The sequence below is a fragment of the Natrinema marinum genome, assembly GCF_024296685.1.
GTDB classification, from domain to species: Archaea; Halobacteriota; Halobacteria; order Halobacteriales; family Natrialbaceae; genus Natrinema; species Natrinema marinum.
The window spans coordinates 2213689-2230051 of the sequence record NZ_CP100763.1 but is presented as its reverse complement, the minus strand read 5'-3'; the positions used below and the strand labels follow the sequence as shown (position 1 = coordinate 2230051).

Here is a 16363-nt window from a genome sequence, read left to right as displayed (position 1 = left end):
ACACCTGTCGATCGAAGTATCATACGTCTACTCAGTTTTCCCATTCCATTCCTACAAAGTGTAGTTAAATATATAACTATTTCTAATTTAAATTATAAAAATGAATTAACTGTATGAATGATAGATTACTATATCAAGCCGTATAAATGACTATTTGGTTGATAATAATCTATCCGTTCTAGTTATTTCTAATTATGATAGTTTATGCTGAGTAGGGTGAAATAGTAGCGGATATCTACAACCGAGGCTCATTGATTCGTGACGATGCCCACAGTAGACGTTGCTCAACGACTGTGTCGACCGACGAGAAGAGCATCGGTACCCTAACGAGACGCGGATGTGAACGGACATGCTCGAGACGTCCGATTTCGGTTACGGGATGGCGCTGGCGACCGCCTTTTCGGCGTTGTTCTACAGTTATGGTGCCTCGAGCGTGACGAAATCCATGGAAGGGTGGGGACTCGCAACGACCACAGGCGTGTGTGTTTCGAGTCGACTCGACTGTGGCCGCCGCGGACAACACATGTCTGTGGTTATCAACGGCACAGCTTCGATCGCAATACCCATACTTGCGGAATCGTGCATATCGGTATGAACAGAGCCGAGAAAGCAGCCCTCCAGCTGCGGGCCGTCGACGTGTTGCGGATGTTGAAGGAGACGCGGACCTACGACGAACTCGCGGAGACGACGGGGCTCCCGGCGGGCGATCTCAACCGGTACGTCAACGGACACGTCCTCCCGGGAACCGACCGCGCGCGCGAGGTCGTCGAGGACCTCGGCCGGGAGGCGCTGGCCGCGGAACTCGACGCGCGGATCAGCGTCGACGACGAGGGATACGTCGACAACAGCGCGACCGTCTTCGACCAGCCGTTTCTCGATCTCGCAGCGCCGGTCGTGGCCAACGGCTTCGATTTCGACCGCCCGGATGTCGTCCTCACGGCCGCGACCGACGGGATCACGCTCGCGGCCGCGCTCGCGAGCTACTACGGCGTCCGCTGTGCCTACGCGAAAAAACGCAAGGAGACCGCCGTCGAGGAGTTCATCGAGGCTCGCCAGCGACTCCAGTCGGGGATCGAACTCACCTACTACCTCCCCGCGTCGGCCATCGGTCCCGGCGAATCGGTGCTGGTCGTCGACGATCTCATCCGATCCGGCGAGACCCAGGAACTCCTGTTAGACATCGCTCACACCGCCGACGCCGACGTCGTCGGCGTCTTCGCGCTCATCGCAGCCGGCGAGGACGGAATCGACCGCGCGCGCGAGCGAACCGACGCGCCAGTCGGCGCGCTCACGAGCGTTTGACGACTGACTCGCGTTTCGGGCGTCGCCGAAACGATCGGCCGCCGATCGCTCGCCGAAGCCGACGGACGACTTCTCGAGCGACTCGTCGGCCGAGAACCGTCAACTAATCGCCGGAGGGGAACCGTGTGAATGGTTGGCACATTATTAATCATTAGGTTTATGGTGGTCCCGGCAGTTAGTGGTGGTACGCACATGACGAAGACAGTCATCCTCGGCGTGATCGGGTCGGACGCCCACGTCGTTGGGATCACCATCCTGGAACAGGCGCTGGAGGCAGCCGGATTCGACGTCGTCAACCTGGGGGTTCAGAGCTCTCAGGAGGAGTTCGTTGAAGCCGCGTCCGCCAACGACGCCGAGGCTGTACTCGTCTCGTCGCTCTACGGCCACGCCAAGCAGGACTGCGAGGGCTTCCACCAGCGGATCGCGGCGGCCGACCTCGATGTCACCACCTACATCGGCGGCAACCTCGCGGTCGGACAGGACGACTTCGAGGAAACTCGATCGTTCTTCCGGAAGATGGGCTTCGACCGGGTTTTCGACTCCGAGACCGATCCGGAGGAGGCCATCGAGGCCCTGAAGGCCGATCTGGACATGCGCTCGACCGAACAGGAGAGCCAGACCGTCTCGGCGTAATCGACCCGCGTCGCGCCTTCTCGTAGCTCTTCGAACGCGTAGCCGCTGGCTTGCTACGCGTCGTGACCGATCACGGTTCGGCGTTCACGCTCGAGGAGCCGTCTCCCGACTCGCGACCCTCGACCGAACGAAGTGTGTCCGTTACCGGACGATCGTCACCGGAACCGGCGACCGGCGGGCGACCGTCTCGGCGACGCTGCCAAGCAGAATGCGGCTCGCGCCGGTTCGGCCGTGGCTGCCGACCACGATGTGGTCGATATCCTGCTCGTCGGCGTAGTCGACGATCGACCGTGAGACGCCGCCGATGACGTGATCGGTCTCGATCTCGAGGCCGTGTTCGGCGGCCTGTTCCCGTGCATCGTCCAGAATCCCCTCGGCGCGCTCCTCGTGATGGCCCTGTACCTCGTCGTAGTTGATCGCGGTCCCTTCGACGCCGCCGACGGCGTAGAAGTCACCGGGGTCGAGAACGTACAGCGCGGTGATCGTCGCGTCCGGATACTCCGTACAGGCGAACTCGAGCGCCGCAGTCGACTGTGCCGAGTCGTCAACCGCTACGAGGACGTGCCGTGTCATGCGCAGTGATACGTCCGCCCGCGGAATAAGTCCACCTCTCGGACCGGATCGGCGGGACCGACGCCGCGGTACCCGACGGTGTTCGATCGGCCGTGCTCCCTCTCTCGGAGCGACTCGCGAAAAATCGGTGCGTGCGTTCGCCCGTTGGCGATATCGTTACTTCGCGCGGCCCTGGCCGCCGGTGTTGGACGGGCGGACCTTCTCGGCGCCCTTGCCGCGGTTGTTGAGGCCGCGGTTTGCCTTGCCGGCGTTGGTGAGCCCGCGGAACGCGCGGTTCTGGTGGGCGTCGTCACAGATCCAGTTCAGATCGTCGTCGTTCTCGATCGCGGGGTGGTTCGGATCGACGAGGATCACTTCGAACCACTTCTGCGAGCCGTCTTCCCCGACCCAGTAGCTGTTGAGCACGCGCAGGTTGGGGTACTTACGGGAGACGCGCTCCTCACCGATGCGCTGGATATTCTTGCGCCGTCCGATGCGGTTGACGCCCTGGCGCTTCGAGCGCCGACCGGCTTTGTGTCGCTGCTTTCGGGCGGTCCCTTTCCGGACCGAGACCCGAGTCACGACGATGCCCTGCTTGGCCTTGTAGCCGAGTTCGCGCGCTTTGTCGAGTCGCGTCGGGCGGTCGATCCGCTCGATCGCGCCCTGCTTGCGCCACTCCTGCTTGCGCTGCCACTGCAGCTCCCCGAGCTTTCCGTCGTCGGGGTCTTTCCATGCGTCCTTGATGTGGGAATAGAAGCTCTTTGCCATTGTCTTCACCCGCGGGCGTTTCCTGGTTCAATCCAGACCGGGGCCGACCCCCGCGGATCACATCCCGACCTGTGACGAGGCGTCGTACAGGTGCCCGCTGATGCCCGCGAACCAGCGAGTCTACCCTTTCTTCCCAACTCTCGAGTATAAGCGCTTCGAACTCCGCGAGCGCGACTCGCTGCGGCGGTGCCGACGGGGTGGCCGGCTCACCGCACGAGCGGCACCCTCTCGCGCACCCCCCTCGGCGTGACGCCGTTGACCGCCGCGAAGACGGTCCCCAGAACGAGCCCGTAGACGAGGTGACCGAGGCCGAACAGGAGCGCGCTGAACAGCTCCGCCGCCGGCCCCGAAATCGGGAGGTAGGGCAGCGGCAGCGTCGCCACGCCGGCTCGATTCATCGCCAGCGGGAACACGACGCCGCCGGCAAAGAGCCCGATGACCGTGCCGAAGACGAGGCCGGCGATGACGTAGTCGCTGAACCCGTCGATCTGGTTCTGGATCGCCTGCCTCGAGACGAGTGCGGCGAACAGCAGTCCGAACGCGATGCTCAGCATCAGGTGGATGGTCCAGCCGACGCCGATCGCCATCTCGGGCTCGGCCGCGAGCCCGCCCAACAGTTCGATCTGGTTCCCGCCGAGGTGGAGGACCAACCCCATGGCGATCCCGCCGACCAGCCCGCCCGCGAGGCCGCCGCCCCAGATGCCGACGCCGTCTAGTTTATGCGTGTTATTAACACCCATAGCTGGAGCTACGGACAGGAGTCGGATCAATGTCACCATCGACCCGTTTCCGTGAGAGTCGATCGAACGATAGTGTCGTTTCGGCGTTCGTCTTCGCTCGAGTCTCCGACTCGCAGCCGTGATCACTACTGGTCGGGAGTTTCTCCATTGCGCCGCCGTCGATGGCGTTGAATAAGATATCAAACACATTTGATCGCTCGCTTTTCGGCGCTCACGGCCTCTGTACCATCGGAACTTCTGACATCTATTGGTGTATTGTGTATATCTTCTCCGGGCGCGTACTACTTCTATGGTCTTTAGCATCATCGACGCGATGACCGACGGGTTCTCCCGTTCCACCGAACGCAACGGACTCGTCTTCGTCGCCGTATTTGCTGTGCTCGCCGTACTGAACGCGCTCGTCGTCCCGACCGGGTTCAACGGGGAGCCCGTGTCCGGCCTCGCCGGTCTCGTCGGGGGCCTACTGTCGTTCGCTATCGGGCTCGTCACAGTCGCCGCCGTCGTCGTCGCGCTTCGGACCTTCGTGTCCGACGAGACGGAGACGATCCCTCGAGAGTTCCGCCGCCGCCGGCTCGGAATGGCCACGCTCAACGCCTTCGTCGGTACGATCGTTTTCGTGTTGCTCGTCGCCTTCGGCAGCCTCTTCCTGCTCGTGCCGGGGCTGTTCTTGCTCGTGGCCCTCTACTACTGGGGCGTCTTCGTCGCAGTCGAAGACCAGAACTTCGTCCAGGCGTTCCGCAGCAGTTGGGGGTTGACCAAGGGCAGCCGCCTCCGCCTGTTCGGGCTTGGCCTCGCCGTCGTCACGCTCGGTGTCCTGGTCAACGCCACCGCCGTCGTTCCGGCAGTCTTCCTCGGGGACGTGGCCGGAGTGGTCCTCACGCAACTCGTCGCCGCGGCCGTCACGGTCTACTCCCTCGCGACTACCGCCCGCGCGTACGACCAGCTCCGCGGCCTCGAGCACCCCGTCGAGACCGATCCGCAGCCCGGATCCGCCGGAACGCCCGCCTGAGCGGTCTACGAGCAGCCATCGCTCGAGCGAACGACCGCTGTTTTTCCGAGCTACGTACACCCCCATTTGATATATCGATATTCGGTATATGGGGGCGAATACCGGATACTACACCTATCCGACCGTACTCGAGAACACGTTGCGAGCCGCTATTCGGCGACGAACAGAAATCGTTGCCCGGGTGAGGTCGAATTCCCTCGAGTACTCGCTATCAGACGGCGATCGGTCTCAGACGAAGTCCGCGACCGTCTCGAACGAATCGTCAGCGATCGCCACCGCCAGTTCGTCGCTCGAAAGGTCGTCGGGGACGTGCTGGGGGTACTTACGGCGGAAGTAGCCCACGATGTTCGTCAGGTCGCGCCGGAGGAACTCATCGGCGTTCTCGTGGTCGGTCGGAACCGCCTGGGGCCAGTCGAAAATCTTCACGCCCGCCTCGTCGACGAAGACGTTGTACTCGCTCATGTCCGCGTGGACGTACCCTTTCGCGTACGCGCGCGAGAGTTCCGAGATCAGCAGGTCGAGGACGCCCAGCACCTGGTCGTCCTCGAGCCGGGTCCGCGAGAGTTCGACGCCGTCCATCTTCTCCATGACGATGGCGTGGCGGTTCTGGCCGATCGGCTGGGGGACCGACACGTCGGGATAGAGCTCCTCGAGGATGCCGTGTTCGCGTTCGGCGGCCTTCCGGGCGGTGTACATCCAGGAGACGTGGTCGTTGTCGGACGTGTAATCGCGTTCCTTGTGGACTTCCCGGAAGTTCGTATACCCCTCGCGGTGATATTTCAGCGCCAGCGGTTTGTAGGACTTGACCTCGTAGACGTCGCTTTCCTTGCCGACGCCAAGCGGCGAGCCGAACTCCGAGATCGTGTCCTGTTCGACGAAGGCTCGCAGCGCCAGCGTGTCGTACCCCTCGAACTGGAGGGTATAGCCCTCGTACTGGATCGTCTTTTTCTCGACCAGTCCGCGCTTGAGACAGCGCTCGAGGCGGTAGTCGACCTCTTCTTCGGACAGATCCGCGAACTTCGGGAGCTTCTCGCGTTGGACCCACTCGGAGAAGCGCATCCCCTGTTCGACCCCCGAGAGGAGATAGAAGTCTTCCGTCTCGAGTTCCGGAAGCAATCCGGCGACGTTTCGCACCATACGAGTCGGTAGCCCGCGGGTACGTAAAAACAGCGTGACGAAGGCCGGTGCAGGGATTGATACGGACGCATCACGGCCGACCCGCTCTCGCGCTCCGATTCGTGGTCGCGCTACCGGCCGATCGAGGTGGCCCGCTCCTTCGAATAAAGCGACCAGCGCTATACGAAACGCCGTCGCCGTCGGAATCGCTTTCCATCTCGTTCGCGTTGAATCGACCATGACCACGCTGGCCGACCGGGAGTGGCGGCTGATTCGAGACGAACCCCGCGACGGGGCGACCCAGATGGCGCTCGAGGAGGTCGCCGCGCGAACGGCGCTCGAGGACGATGTCCGAACCGTCAGAACCTATCCGTGGGAGCCGAGCACGCTCTCGCTGGGGTATCGACAGGACGCCGACACGGTCGACTGGGCGTTTTGCGAGCGAGAGGGAATCGATGTCACGCGCCGCCAGACCGGCGGCGGCGGCATCTATCACGACCGCTATGCGGACATCTCCTATACGATCGTCGCTCCGGCCGACGAGGTCCCCGGCGATCTGATGGATTGTTACGAACTGTTCTGCGAGCCGATCCTCGCGGCGTTCGATCGGATGGGCGTCGACGCCGATTTCGCGACGGCCGAACGAGACGCGATCTACCGGCCGTCGTGCTACCTGCGCGATATCAACCCGGCACACGACATCGTCGCGCCAGCGGGGGCGGGCACGCAGGCGAAGAAGATCAGCGGGAACGCCCAGTACCGCCAGCGCGATGTCGTCATCCAGCACGGCTCGATCAGCTACGCGCTCGAGCCCCGGAAACACGTGGGCGTCTTCGACGCTGACCTCTCGGAGTCGACGTTCACCGACCGCGTGACCAGCATCCGCGACGAGGCGGGAATCGACCGCGAGACGGCCGTCGACGCGATTTCGGGAGCGCTTCGCGACTGGTGTGACGCCGCGGAAGCGACGTGGCGGACGGACGAACTCGAGGCCGCCCGCGATCTCGCCGCGCGGAAGTTCGCCAGTGACGCGTGGGTCCGGGAGCGAGACGTGCTCGAGGCGGACGATCAGTGACCATCGCCGTTCGGCCGTCGGCCCGGACGTAGCTCGAGTGACTACCGCGGTGGCGCGTGCTGTGTGACGGTTCGCTACTGGCGAACCGTCGCGCGAATCCGCGCGAGGGATGTGCGAAGGTAGTGAGCGAATCGGCTGGGGAGGGTGTGGAAATCCCCTGTTGCCACGCGAACCGTTCGCCCGACCGCTTTTGAAACGAGACACCAGTCTGCTTCGATCCGCCCGTCGACCCCTGTTCCGACCGAGCGTCGGGTCGCTCCGAAGTACCTATCACGACCCGCTACTGACGGGAATCCATGACGATGAAGGTTGGCGCACACGTTTCGATCTCCGGCTCGCGCGTCTCCTCGGACGAGGAGACGCCGCCGTACGACGACATCCGCAACGCGGTCCACCGCCAGCGCGCCTTCGGCGGCAACTGCGGGCAGATATTCACGACCTCGCCGCAGGTCTGGGCCCAGCCCGAAATCGGCGGCGAGGCCGCCGAGGGCTTTCGAGACGCGACCGACGAGGAACTCGAGGGGCCGTGGGTGATCCACTCGGCGTACCTCGTGAACCTCTGTACTCCCAAGGAGGACCTCCGGCGGAAATCGATGGAGAGCATGCAGGCCGAACTCGACGCCGCCGACCGCCTCGGCGTCCCGTACGTCAACGTCCACCTCGGGGCCCACACTGGCGCGGGCGTCGAAGGCGGACTGGACAACGCCGCGGGCGTCATCGACGACCTCGAGGTGCCCGAGGACGTCCAGATCCTCATCGAATCCGACGCGGGCAGCGGAACGAAACTCGGCGGCGAGTTCGACCACCTCGCGGGGATCATCGACCGCACCGAAACGGATATCGGCATCTGCATCGACACCGCCCACACGCTCGTCGCGGGCAACGACCTGACGACGCCCGAAGCCGTCGACGAGACGGTCGGTCGGTTCGACGACGTGGTGGGCCTCGAGTACCTCGAGTACATCCACCTCAACGACTCGAAACACGACGTGGGTACCCACAAGGACGAGCACGCCCACATCGGCGAGGGCTACATCGGCGAGGACGGCATGCGCGCGATCGTGAACCACCCCGACCTGCGGGACCTGCCCTTCGCGCTCGAGACACCGACGGAGGACGGCCGCGGCTTCGCGTGGAACATCGAGAAGGTCCGAGAACTGCGCGACGACGAGTAACCGAGCCGACCGCCCGACTCACCGCCCTCTCGAGAAATCGACCCGTTTTTCACCCGCGCTGCCGGTACTCGAACCCGTGCGCGAGTTCTCGGAATCCTACCTCGAGCGGACCCGCGAGGGGATGTGGGCCGACTCTCGGGCGGCCCTCGAGCCGCTGGCCCTCGACGCTCGCGACCGGATTCTCGACGTTGGCTGTGGGACCGGCGAGTTGAGTCGAGTCCTGGCCGCGGAGTCGCCGGGCGAAGTGATCGGCTGCGATGCCGATCCCGACCTGCTTTCGGCCGCCGCCGAGCACGTCCCCGTCGTCGCGGGCGACGCCCTCCGACTGCCGTTTTCCGACGACGCAGTCGATCTCGTCGTCTGTCAGGCCTTGCTGATTAACCTCCCCGACCCCGCGGCCGCCGTCGCCGAGTTCGCCCGTGTCTCGACGGACCTCGTCGCGGCCGTCGAACCCGACAATGCCGCCGTCGAAATCGACTCGAGCGTCGACGCGGAAGGCGACCTCGAGCGCCGGGCGCGGCGGGCGTATCTCGACGGCGTGAATACCGACGTGGCGCTGGGTGCCGACGCCCGCACGGCGTTCGAGACGGCGGGGCTCGAGGTGCTGGCGACCCGCCGGTACGATCACGTTCGAACGGTCGAACCGCCGTACAGCGAAGGGGAACTGACCGCTGCCCGCCGAAAGGCAACCGGCGACGGGCTGGCCGACGATCGGGAGACGATGCTCGCGGGCGACTTGTCCGAGGGCGAGTACGACGCCCTCCGTGGCTCGTGGCGCGAGATGGGGCGGGACGTGATCGAGCAGATGCGCGACCGCGAGTACCGCCGCGAGGAGGTCGTCCCGTTTCACGTGACCGTCGGCCGGATTTCGGAGTCGTAGCTTCTGACGACGACCCACGGGAACCGCGGCAGTCTGTCTGCGACGCGTACTGTGTTGGATGGTAACACCTGACAATCTCTAAATGCGAGGCCGGTGAACCAACTGCCCATGCAGGCGATCGAAAAACCCCGGTTCGAAACCGACGCACAGGAACGGCTCTACGACTACGTCGAACGAAACGGCGCCGTCACCACCGACGACCTCGAGGCGGCGTTCTCGATGGAGTCCCGCCGACTGACGGAGTCGATCGCCGCGCTCGAGGCCGACGGCTATCTCGAGTCCGACGACGGCCTCCTTCGGATCGCGATCGAGACCGGTGCGGAGACGGAGCACACGATCGAGGGACTCACGTTCACGATCCGGCCAGCCGAGCAGAGCGACCTGCGGGGGCTCGTCAGCGTGATGCGCGAGGTCGCCGAGGAGAACGACTACCTCGTCGCGGAGACCGTCGTCGACTTGCTCGACCGCGAGGAGGTCGTCTTTCGGCACAACGACATCGAATCCCGGATCTTCTTCGTCGCCACCGTCGACGACGAGGTCGTCGGCTGGGTCCACCTCCGCTCGCCCAACTTCGAGAAACTCGCCCACACCGCCGAACTCACGATGGGCGTCCTCGAGGAGTATCGCGGCCACGGGATCGGCAGCCAACTGATGGAGCGCGGGCTCAAGTGGGCCGACTCGAACGGCTACGAGAAGGTCTATCAGAGCGTCCCCGCGACGAACCAGGACGCCGTCCGGTTCCTCGAGGACCACCGCTGGGAGACCGAGGCCATTCGGCAGGCCCACTACAAGATCGACGGTAACTACGTCGCCGAACAGATGATGGGCGTCATGCTGTGAGCGGCCCCGCGCGACCGACTTTTTTCGTCCCACTCGATCGCGACCGGCCGGGTCGCCACGGATTGGAACTACCCGCCACGCAGATATGCCCTCCGCGTGAAACGAGCGTATGGCCGCGATCGAACTCGAGGGACTGACGAAGGATTTCGGGGAGGTACTCGCCAACGACGGCGTCACGTTCGACGTCGAGCGCGGCGAGATTTTCGGCTACCTCGGCCCGAACGGTGCGGGGAAAACGACGACGATCCGGACGCTGCTGGGGTTTCTGTCGCCAACCGCCGGGACGGCCCGGCTGCTGGGCCACGACGTGACCGACGAGGGTGCCCTGCTCGAGGCCAAGCGAGCACTGGGCTACCTCCCTGACAGCCCGGCGTTCGACGAGACGGCGACCGGCCGCGAGATCATCGATCTGCACGGCTCGATCAAGGGCGACGAGCGCAGCGACGAACTGCTCGAGCTGTTCGAGCCGCCGCTCGACCGCGAGGTTCGGGACTACTCGCGGGGGAACGTCCAGAAACTGGGGCTCGTGACGACGTTCATGCACGACCCCGAGCTGGTGATCTTAGACGAGCCGACCAGCGGGCTGGACCCCCTGCTCCAGCAGCGATTCACGGAGTTCGTCCGGGCCGAACGCGAGCGCGGCCTGACGGTGTTTTTCTCCTCGCACATCTTGAGCGAGGTGCGGAAGCTGTGCGACCGGGTCGGCATCATCCGGGACGGCCGGCTGGTCACGGTCGAGCCGGTCGAATCGCTGCTAAACCGGAGCGGCAAACTCGTCCGCTTACACGCCGCGGAGCCGGTCCCGATCGGCGACCTCGAGATCGACGGCGTCCACGATCTCGCTGCCGAGGTCGACGCCGGGCCGAGCGCGGACCACGAGTACGCGTTCACGTTCACCGGCGACGTCAACGACCTGCTCGCGGCGCTCCGGGAGTACCGGCTAATCGACCTCTCGATCGAGGAAGCGCCGCTCGAGGAGGTATTCATGCGGTTTTACGGCGGCGAGAACGCTGACGACCGGGAGTCACGCGACGATCGCGTGGCCGCCGGCGTCGACGCGTCGGACGCCGTCGGAGGTGACGACGATGTTTGAACTGACCCGGTACGACGGCCGGCGGCGGGTTCGCGGCAGCGTCTACCTCTCGGTCGGGCTCTCCCTGCTCGCCGCGATGGTCGTCTGGGTCTACCCGTCCTTTGCGGCCGAGATCGATCTGGACCAGTTTATCTCCGCCTACCCGGAGCCGATCCTGCAGATCATGGGGATTCAGACGATGGCCAGTCTCGGCGGCTTCCTCTCGTTCGAACTCTACACGTTCGGCTGGGTGATCCTGCTCGGACTGTATCTGGCCTACAGCACGGCGGGCGTGATCGCCGACGACGTCGATCGCGGTCGGATGGACGTGCTGCTCGCGATGCCGATCTCCCGTCGCCGACTGGTCGGCGAGCGATTCGGTTCGATGGCCGTCCCGATCGTCGGCGCGAACCTCCTGCCGCCGATCGTCGTCCTCGTCGGCGCCGAGTTGATCGACGAACCGCTGGCCGTCGCGGACGTGCTCGCGGTCCACCTGCTGTCGATCCCCTACCTGTTCGCCTGCGCCGGGATCGGCCTGCTGGCCTCGGTCGCCGTCGACCGGGCGGCGATCGCCCAGCGGGTCGCCCTCGGCGTCACGTTCGCGCTGTTCCTCTCGGAGTCGCTGCTGACCGGGACCGACGCCGAAGTCCTCGGCGCGATCGCACCCATGCGCTACTACGACCCGAACGCGATCCTGCTCGAGGGTAGGTACGATTTCGCCGGCGCGGGCATCCTGATCGCGATGACCGTCGCGTTGCTCGTCGTCGCGCAGGTGTGGTTTACGCGCACGGACATCGACTGACTCCCTCGCGTTCGTTTCGGTCGTCGGCGGGACTTACGACGCTCGGTCGTCCGGATGTACCGTGTTCTCGACGAGCGCTTTGACTCCCCGACGGAACCGTTCGAAGGCCGCGTTCGGCGAGATGTCGAATCGATCGCCGAGCTCAGCCAGCGAACACGACCGCGGAATGTCGAGGTAACCGGTCTCGACGGCTGCAGGACGCAGGAACGGAACGAGGTGCGGAGTGAGACGGCGTCAGACCACGTCGCCGCGGACCGTCACGCCGTCCTGTCGGTCGCGCCAGGCGTGGAGTTCCCGTGCCGCAGTTTCGGCCTCGTCGCCGTCTAAGCCGAGCATCTCGAGGGCCGCCGACAGCGTCGGCAAGGCGAGTTCGCCCTCGCGGAGCTTCCGGAACGCCCCGTCACTTCTGGTCCCCTCCGCCCAGAGACAGACCCCGCGCGGATCGAGCAATTGGGTGTAGTCCTCGCGAAGCTGCGCCCCGCGAAGCCGCTGCGTGACATTGTCCTCGAACGATGCGTTACAGACCTCGAGGTGGACGGGTTCGTCGTCCTCGAGGAGGTGGGCCGCGAGACACTGCTCGGGGGCGGCGTGGCCGTTCGCGTTCGCCTGGAGGTCGTCGGGATGCTCGCGGGCCCAGTCGGCTCGGACCGATTTGCCGACGCCCTCGATGCCGTGGGACTCGCGGAACCGCTCGTGTGGGTCCGTCGCGTTGCCGTCGGCGCTCGAGTCGGTCGGCTCGCTGTCGTCGCGCAGCAAGATGTCCTTCGTCACGTAGACGTCCAGTCGCTCGACCGGATCGAGACCGAGCGCGATGTCGCCGAACGCCCACACCTCGCGGACGGGGACCGGCAGCCGATCGTTCGCGACGGTGTCGACGAGGCGCTCGAGACGGCCGACCGCCGCTGCCCGGTCGAAGTCGCTCATTAGCTGTGCTGGGACCTCGAGTCGCAAAACGGTTTCCCGTCGCGTCTCGAGGGTGTGGAAGCTCGACGCCGCCCGTCTTCAGCACGTGGCTCCTCAGACCCCTTTGGATCGGTCCGTCGTCACGTAGACGGTCTTCCGAACGGTCGCGTGGACGGTTCCCTCGGCGTCGACGAGGTCGACCGTGTAGTGGCGGTCGACGGAGTCGGTGTCGTCGGCTGCGAGTTCGGCGCGGATCGCCGCGAGCTCCTCGTCGGTGATCGTAAACGTCGCGTACAGCGTCTCTCGACCGGGCTTTTTGAAGCGGATCTCGGCTTCCTTGTCCCAGACGACGTAGCCGTCCCCGAGGTTCTTCAGGAGCAGCATCATGTAGAACGGGTCGACGGCGGCGTACATGCTGCCGCCGAAGATCGTCCCCACGTAGTTGCGGGTCCGCCAGCTCAGGGGGAGTTTCACCCGAATCTCCGACCAGTCCGACGCGATGTGGGTGACGCGAGCGCCGGTCCCGCGGTAGGCCGGAAAGAGATTGAACCCGATTCGATAGAGCCGAGCGCGTAGGGACTCGAGCATACGGCGATTCGATCGAGCGCGACGAAAGCCGTTGGCAAACGACGGGCGCGTGGGCGACCGTTGAACGGCTCGCATCGGCAGGAGTTGTGTCAGGAGCGCAGATTTTTACCGTCGCCCGGTGAACGCCCTCCCATGCGACACCGGATCTTCAACGACGACGGCGACGAGGACCTCGTCTTCGTCATGGGCTGGGGGAACCGCTGGACCCACGAGAACGTCAGCTGGCTCCTCGGGACGCTGACTGAGGCCGACTACCGCGTCCACGCGTTCGAGCTCCCCACCAACATCGACGATTTCAAAGCCGACTGGCTCGAGCCCGTCGCCGAGTACGTCCGCGATCTCGACGGCTACCAGTTGCTCGGTCACAGCGCCGGCGCGCTGATCGCTCAGGCCCTAGACGGCGCGGACAATCACGTCTATCTGAGCCCGTGGTGGGGCTACGGCGAGGGTTTTCCCGACCCGGTGCTCGAGGCGGTGTCGGCGGTGCCGACCACGTTCCCGTGTCTACCGATCGGCGACCTCGACAGGGAGGCGCTGGGCGAACTGGCGACCGACCACCAGATCGCGACGACGCCCTCCTGGGTCTCCCCGGCGTTCGTCCGGGAGACCCGCCGCGCCCAGCGGGACCTGCTGACGATCGACCACGACGCGGTCGTCTTCTGCTCGCTGCGCGATCCCGTCGTCGATCTCCAACCGATCGGGGAGCGGGTCCCTGCCGCCCACGTCGTCCTCTACGACGGCGGCCACGAACTGTTCTCTTCTGCCGCCCGCGAGCGCTCCGTCGACCTCCTGCTTGCCGCTCTCGAGGACGGCTCCGACGCCGTCGAGGAGCGGCCGACGGTGCCGGCCTGACGCGTTCGAAAAGCGGCCATCGAGCGCTCTCAGAGCGCGTCGACCAGTGCGCGCAACTGCGATCCACCCTCGAGCAGGGCGCGCGGAAAGCGCCGTCGTGCCGTCTCGAGCGCCTCGGCGAGGTGGCTCGCGGTGTCGACGAAGACGCCGGTCCCGTGTCCGAGGAGGATCCGTTCGGGCGCGATCCCTTCGAACGCGCTCGTCGGAACGACCGGCCGGAGGAGCAGGTAGACCGCGAGTCGCTCGTCGCCCGCCAGATACGGCGGCGCGGTCCCGAGGAGGTCGGGCACGTACAGCGTCCCGTCCGACCGCCGATAGGCGATCGCTTCCGACCAGCCCGGCAGCGGGCTCACCTCGCGGACCGCGAACCCCGATCGCTCGAGATCGCCGTCGAAGCGCTCGAGTGGCGCCTCGAGCCGCTTCGAGACGCGGCCAAGCCACGTCGGGACGTAGACGGGCGCGTCGAACCGCCGGGCGAACCGGTCGGCGTCGCGGGTGTGGTAGGCCGAGCAGACGACGACGCCCGCCACGTCGCCGAACGCGTCGATCTCCGCGTCGATCCCGGGGGCCTCGAGCGGATCGAAGAGCCAGACGCCGCCCGCGTCGCCGCGCACGGCGTGGCTCGCTCGCAGCCCGGCCTCGTCGGGATGAGCGAGCCAGCCGAAGCCGCCGTCGAACGCGTCGATCCGTTCGAAGCCCGTCGACGGCGTCCTGTCGTAGATCTCCATGCGTCGGTGTCGCACGGGCGGCCGGAATAGGTTTCGATCGATACGGGTCAGCCGCCGTGTCGGCACCGTTCGACCCGCGGCGAGGCGGAGAGACGAAACGGACATACGCGTCCGACGGCAACGTGACCGCGATGGACTGCAACCGGTGCGACGAGGAGGCGATCATGCACGCCGCCTACTCCGGGTCCCACCTCTGTGCGGCCCACTTCCGCGAGTCGGTCGAAAAGCGGGTCCGGAGACGAATCCGGCGGGACGACCTCGTCCCCCACGACGCGACGCCGGAGAATCCCCAGACCTGGGTGATCGGCCTCTCGGGAGGAAAGGATAGCGTCGTCCTCACGCAAATCCTCCACGAGACGTTCGCCGAGGACCCCCGCATCGAACTCGTCGGGCTGACGATCCACGAAGGGATCGAGGGCTACCGCGACAAGTCGGTCGAGGCCTGCGTCGAACTCAGTGACGAGTTGGGCATCCGCCACGAACTCGTCAGCTACGAGGAGGAGTTCGGCGTCCGCATGGACGAGGTCGTCGAGGACGACCCCGAGAACATGGCCGCCTGCGCGTACTGCGGCGTCTTCCGACGCGATCTCCTCTCGAAGTACGCGGAGGAACTCGAGGCCGATCTCCTCCTGACCGGCCACAATCTGGACGACGAGGCCCAGACCGCGCTGATGAACTTCTTAGAGGGCGACGTCGAACAGATCGCCAAACACTTCGACGCCAGCCTGGGGCCGCTCTCCGATCGCGAGGAGCAAGACGAGTTCGTCCCCCGCGCGAAGCCCCTGCGGGACGTGCCGGAAAAGGAGGTCGCACTCTACGCCCACGTCGAGGACCTCCCGGCCCACATCACCGAGTGTCCCCACGCCAGCGAGGCCTATCGAGGCGAAATTCAGCAGTTGCTCTACGACCTCGAGGAGAACCATCCCGGTACGCGCCACTCCATTCTCTCGGGGTACGAGGAACTGGCCGAGATCGCCGCCCAGCGCTACGCCGGCGACGACGGTGCCGACCTCCGGGAGTGCGTCGAGTGTGGCTCGACGACCACCCGCGAGGTCTGCCGGAAGTGTTCGCTGCTCGAGTCGCTGGTCTGACCTCCCGTCTTCTCGCCGTCGATATCGATCCGTCGAGCCGTTCGTTCGAGGCGTCGGCGTTGCCTCGGAAGCGCGGCTTTTAATCGCGTATACGGCCGTAAACACGCGTCTCGTCCCTCTTAGAGACGACTTCGTCTCGAGTGCTACGATTCGCGGCCCCCTCCTCGCGAGCGTCGCGACTATCCGTATCGAGACCGCACACCGCGGACGAAACCGATCCGGCCGCGGCGAAAAGTG

19 protein-coding genes are annotated in these 16363 nt (G+C 65.4%); 11 read left to right on the top strand and 8 right to left on the bottom strand.

All coding sequences use genetic code 11. The annotated features are described in order from the left end of the window. Positions 1 to 591: 591 nt before the first annotated feature. Positions 592 to 1302, top strand: a complete 711-nt coding sequence (locus NKH51_RS11125; protein WP_254761750.1) for a phosphoribosyltransferase family protein — start codon at positions 592 to 594, stop codon at positions 1300 to 1302. Positions 1303 to 1494: 192 nt separating this feature from the next. Beyond that, on the top strand, positions 1495 to 1935 hold the full coding sequence (gene glmS, locus NKH51_RS11120; RefSeq protein ID WP_254761749.1) for a methylaspartate mutase subunit S: 441 nt from the start codon (positions 1495 to 1497) through the stop codon (positions 1933 to 1935). A 141-nt stretch (positions 1936 to 2076) separates the two neighbouring features. On the opposite strand, the gene NKH51_RS11115 is transcribed toward glmS, so the two are convergent. From NKH51_RS11115 to NKH51_RS11105, 3 genes are all read right to left on the bottom strand, one after another. Continuing rightward, the gene (locus tag NKH51_RS11115) at positions 2077 to 2508 is read right to left on the bottom strand and encodes a universal stress protein (RefSeq protein WP_254761748.1); all 432 of its coding nucleotides are present in this window, start codon (positions 2506 to 2508) and stop codon (positions 2077 to 2079) included. Positions 2509 to 2664: 156 nt separating this feature from the next. After that, positions 2665 to 3255, bottom strand: coding sequence for a 50S ribosomal protein L15e (locus NKH51_RS11110; RefSeq protein ID WP_254761747.1), 591 nt, complete (start codon positions 3253 to 3255; stop codon positions 2665 to 2667). A gap of 206 nt (positions 3256 to 3461) precedes the next feature. Next, positions 3462 to 3995 carry a hypothetical protein gene (locus tag NKH51_RS11105; RefSeq protein ID WP_254761746.1) on the bottom strand — a complete coding sequence of 178 codons (534 nt, stop codon included), beginning with the start codon at positions 3993 to 3995 and terminating at the stop codon, positions 3462 to 3464. Positions 3996 to 4284: 289 nt separating this feature from the next. Between NKH51_RS11105 and NKH51_RS11100 the strand changes: the two genes are divergently transcribed. Then, the gene (locus NKH51_RS11100) at positions 4285 to 5004 is read left to right on the top strand and encodes a DUF7847 domain-containing protein (protein ID WP_254761745.1); all 720 of its coding nucleotides are present in this window, start codon (positions 4285 to 4287) and stop codon (positions 5002 to 5004) included. Positions 5005 to 5232: 228 nt separating this feature from the next. Here the strand turns inward: NKH51_RS11100 and NKH51_RS11095 are convergent, their stop codons facing one another. Further along, positions 5233 to 6141, bottom strand: coding sequence for a serine/threonine-protein kinase RIO2 (locus tag NKH51_RS11095; protein ID WP_254761744.1), 909 nt, complete (start codon positions 6139 to 6141; stop codon positions 5233 to 5235). 217 nt (positions 6142 to 6358) lie between these two features. Between NKH51_RS11095 and NKH51_RS11090 the strand changes: the two genes are divergently transcribed. The 6 genes from NKH51_RS11090 (at position 6359) to NKH51_RS11065 (ending at position 11964) form a co-directional block, all read left to right on the top strand. Then, positions 6359 to 7195 (top strand): lipoate--protein ligase family protein, encoded by an 837-nt coding sequence (locus NKH51_RS11090; RefSeq protein WP_254761743.1) that lies wholly within the window; start codon positions 6359 to 6361, stop codon positions 7193 to 7195. Positions 7196 to 7497: 302 nt separating this feature from the next. Beyond that, positions 7498 to 8370, top strand: coding sequence for a deoxyribonuclease IV (locus NKH51_RS11085; RefSeq protein ID WP_254765146.1), 873 nt, complete (start codon positions 7498 to 7500; stop codon positions 8368 to 8370). Positions 8371 to 8446: 76 nt separating this feature from the next. Further along, on the top strand, positions 8447 to 9250 hold the full coding sequence (locus tag NKH51_RS11080) for a class I SAM-dependent methyltransferase (RefSeq protein WP_254761742.1): 804 nt from the start codon (positions 8447 to 8449) through the stop codon (positions 9248 to 9250). 108 nt (positions 9251 to 9358) lie between these two features. Beyond that, positions 9359 to 10090, top strand: a complete 732-nt coding sequence (locus NKH51_RS11075; protein WP_254761741.1) for a GNAT family N-acetyltransferase — start codon at positions 9359 to 9361, stop codon at positions 10088 to 10090. A 109-nt stretch (positions 10091 to 10199) separates the two neighbouring features. Continuing rightward, positions 10200 to 11183: an ABC transporter ATP-binding protein gene (locus tag NKH51_RS11070; RefSeq protein ID WP_254761740.1), complete on the top strand. Its 984-nt coding sequence runs from the start codon at positions 10200 to 10202 to the stop codon at positions 11181 to 11183. After that, a complete protein-coding gene (locus tag NKH51_RS11065) occupies positions 11176 to 11964 on the top strand; it encodes an ABC transporter permease subunit (RefSeq protein WP_254761739.1) in 789 nt (262 codons plus the stop codon). Before NKH51_RS11070 ends, NKH51_RS11065 begins: the two co-directional genes overlap by 8 nt. A gap of 33 nt (positions 11965 to 11997) precedes the next feature. Here NKH51_RS11065 and NKH51_RS11060 read toward each other — a convergent pair whose 3' ends face one another. From NKH51_RS11060 to NKH51_RS11050, 3 genes are all read right to left on the bottom strand, one after another. Next, complete coding sequence (locus tag NKH51_RS11060; RefSeq protein WP_256527528.1) at positions 11998 to 12168, bottom strand: helix-turn-helix domain-containing protein; 171 nt, start codon at positions 12166 to 12168, stop codon at positions 11998 to 12000. A gap of 30 nt (positions 12169 to 12198) precedes the next feature. Continuing rightward, complete coding sequence (locus tag NKH51_RS11055) at positions 12199 to 12888, bottom strand: DUF7095 family protein (RefSeq protein ID WP_254761738.1); 690 nt, start codon at positions 12886 to 12888, stop codon at positions 12199 to 12201. 93 nt (positions 12889 to 12981) lie between these two features. Next, positions 12982 to 13455, bottom strand: coding sequence for a DUF4442 domain-containing protein (locus tag NKH51_RS11050; RefSeq protein WP_254761737.1), 474 nt, complete (start codon positions 13453 to 13455; stop codon positions 12982 to 12984). Between the two features lie 132 nt (positions 13456 to 13587). Here NKH51_RS11050 and NKH51_RS11045 point away from each other — a divergent pair, with 132 nt between their 5' ends. Further along, complete coding sequence (locus NKH51_RS11045) at positions 13588 to 14307, top strand: alpha/beta fold hydrolase (RefSeq protein WP_254761736.1); 720 nt, start codon at positions 13588 to 13590, stop codon at positions 14305 to 14307. Positions 14308 to 14336: 29 nt separating this feature from the next. Here the strand turns inward: NKH51_RS11045 and NKH51_RS11040 are convergent, their stop codons facing one another. Continuing rightward, positions 14337 to 15035, bottom strand: a complete 699-nt coding sequence (locus tag NKH51_RS11040; protein WP_254761735.1) for a hypothetical protein — start codon at positions 15033 to 15035, stop codon at positions 14337 to 14339. Positions 15036 to 15166: 131 nt separating this feature from the next. On the opposite strand from NKH51_RS11040, the gene ncsA reads away from it, so the two are divergent. Next, a complete protein-coding gene (ncsA, locus tag NKH51_RS11035; RefSeq protein ID WP_254761734.1) occupies positions 15167 to 16126 on the top strand; it encodes a tRNA 2-thiolation protein NcsA in 960 nt (319 codons plus the stop codon). The last annotated feature ends 237 nt before the right edge of the window (positions 16127 to 16363 follow it).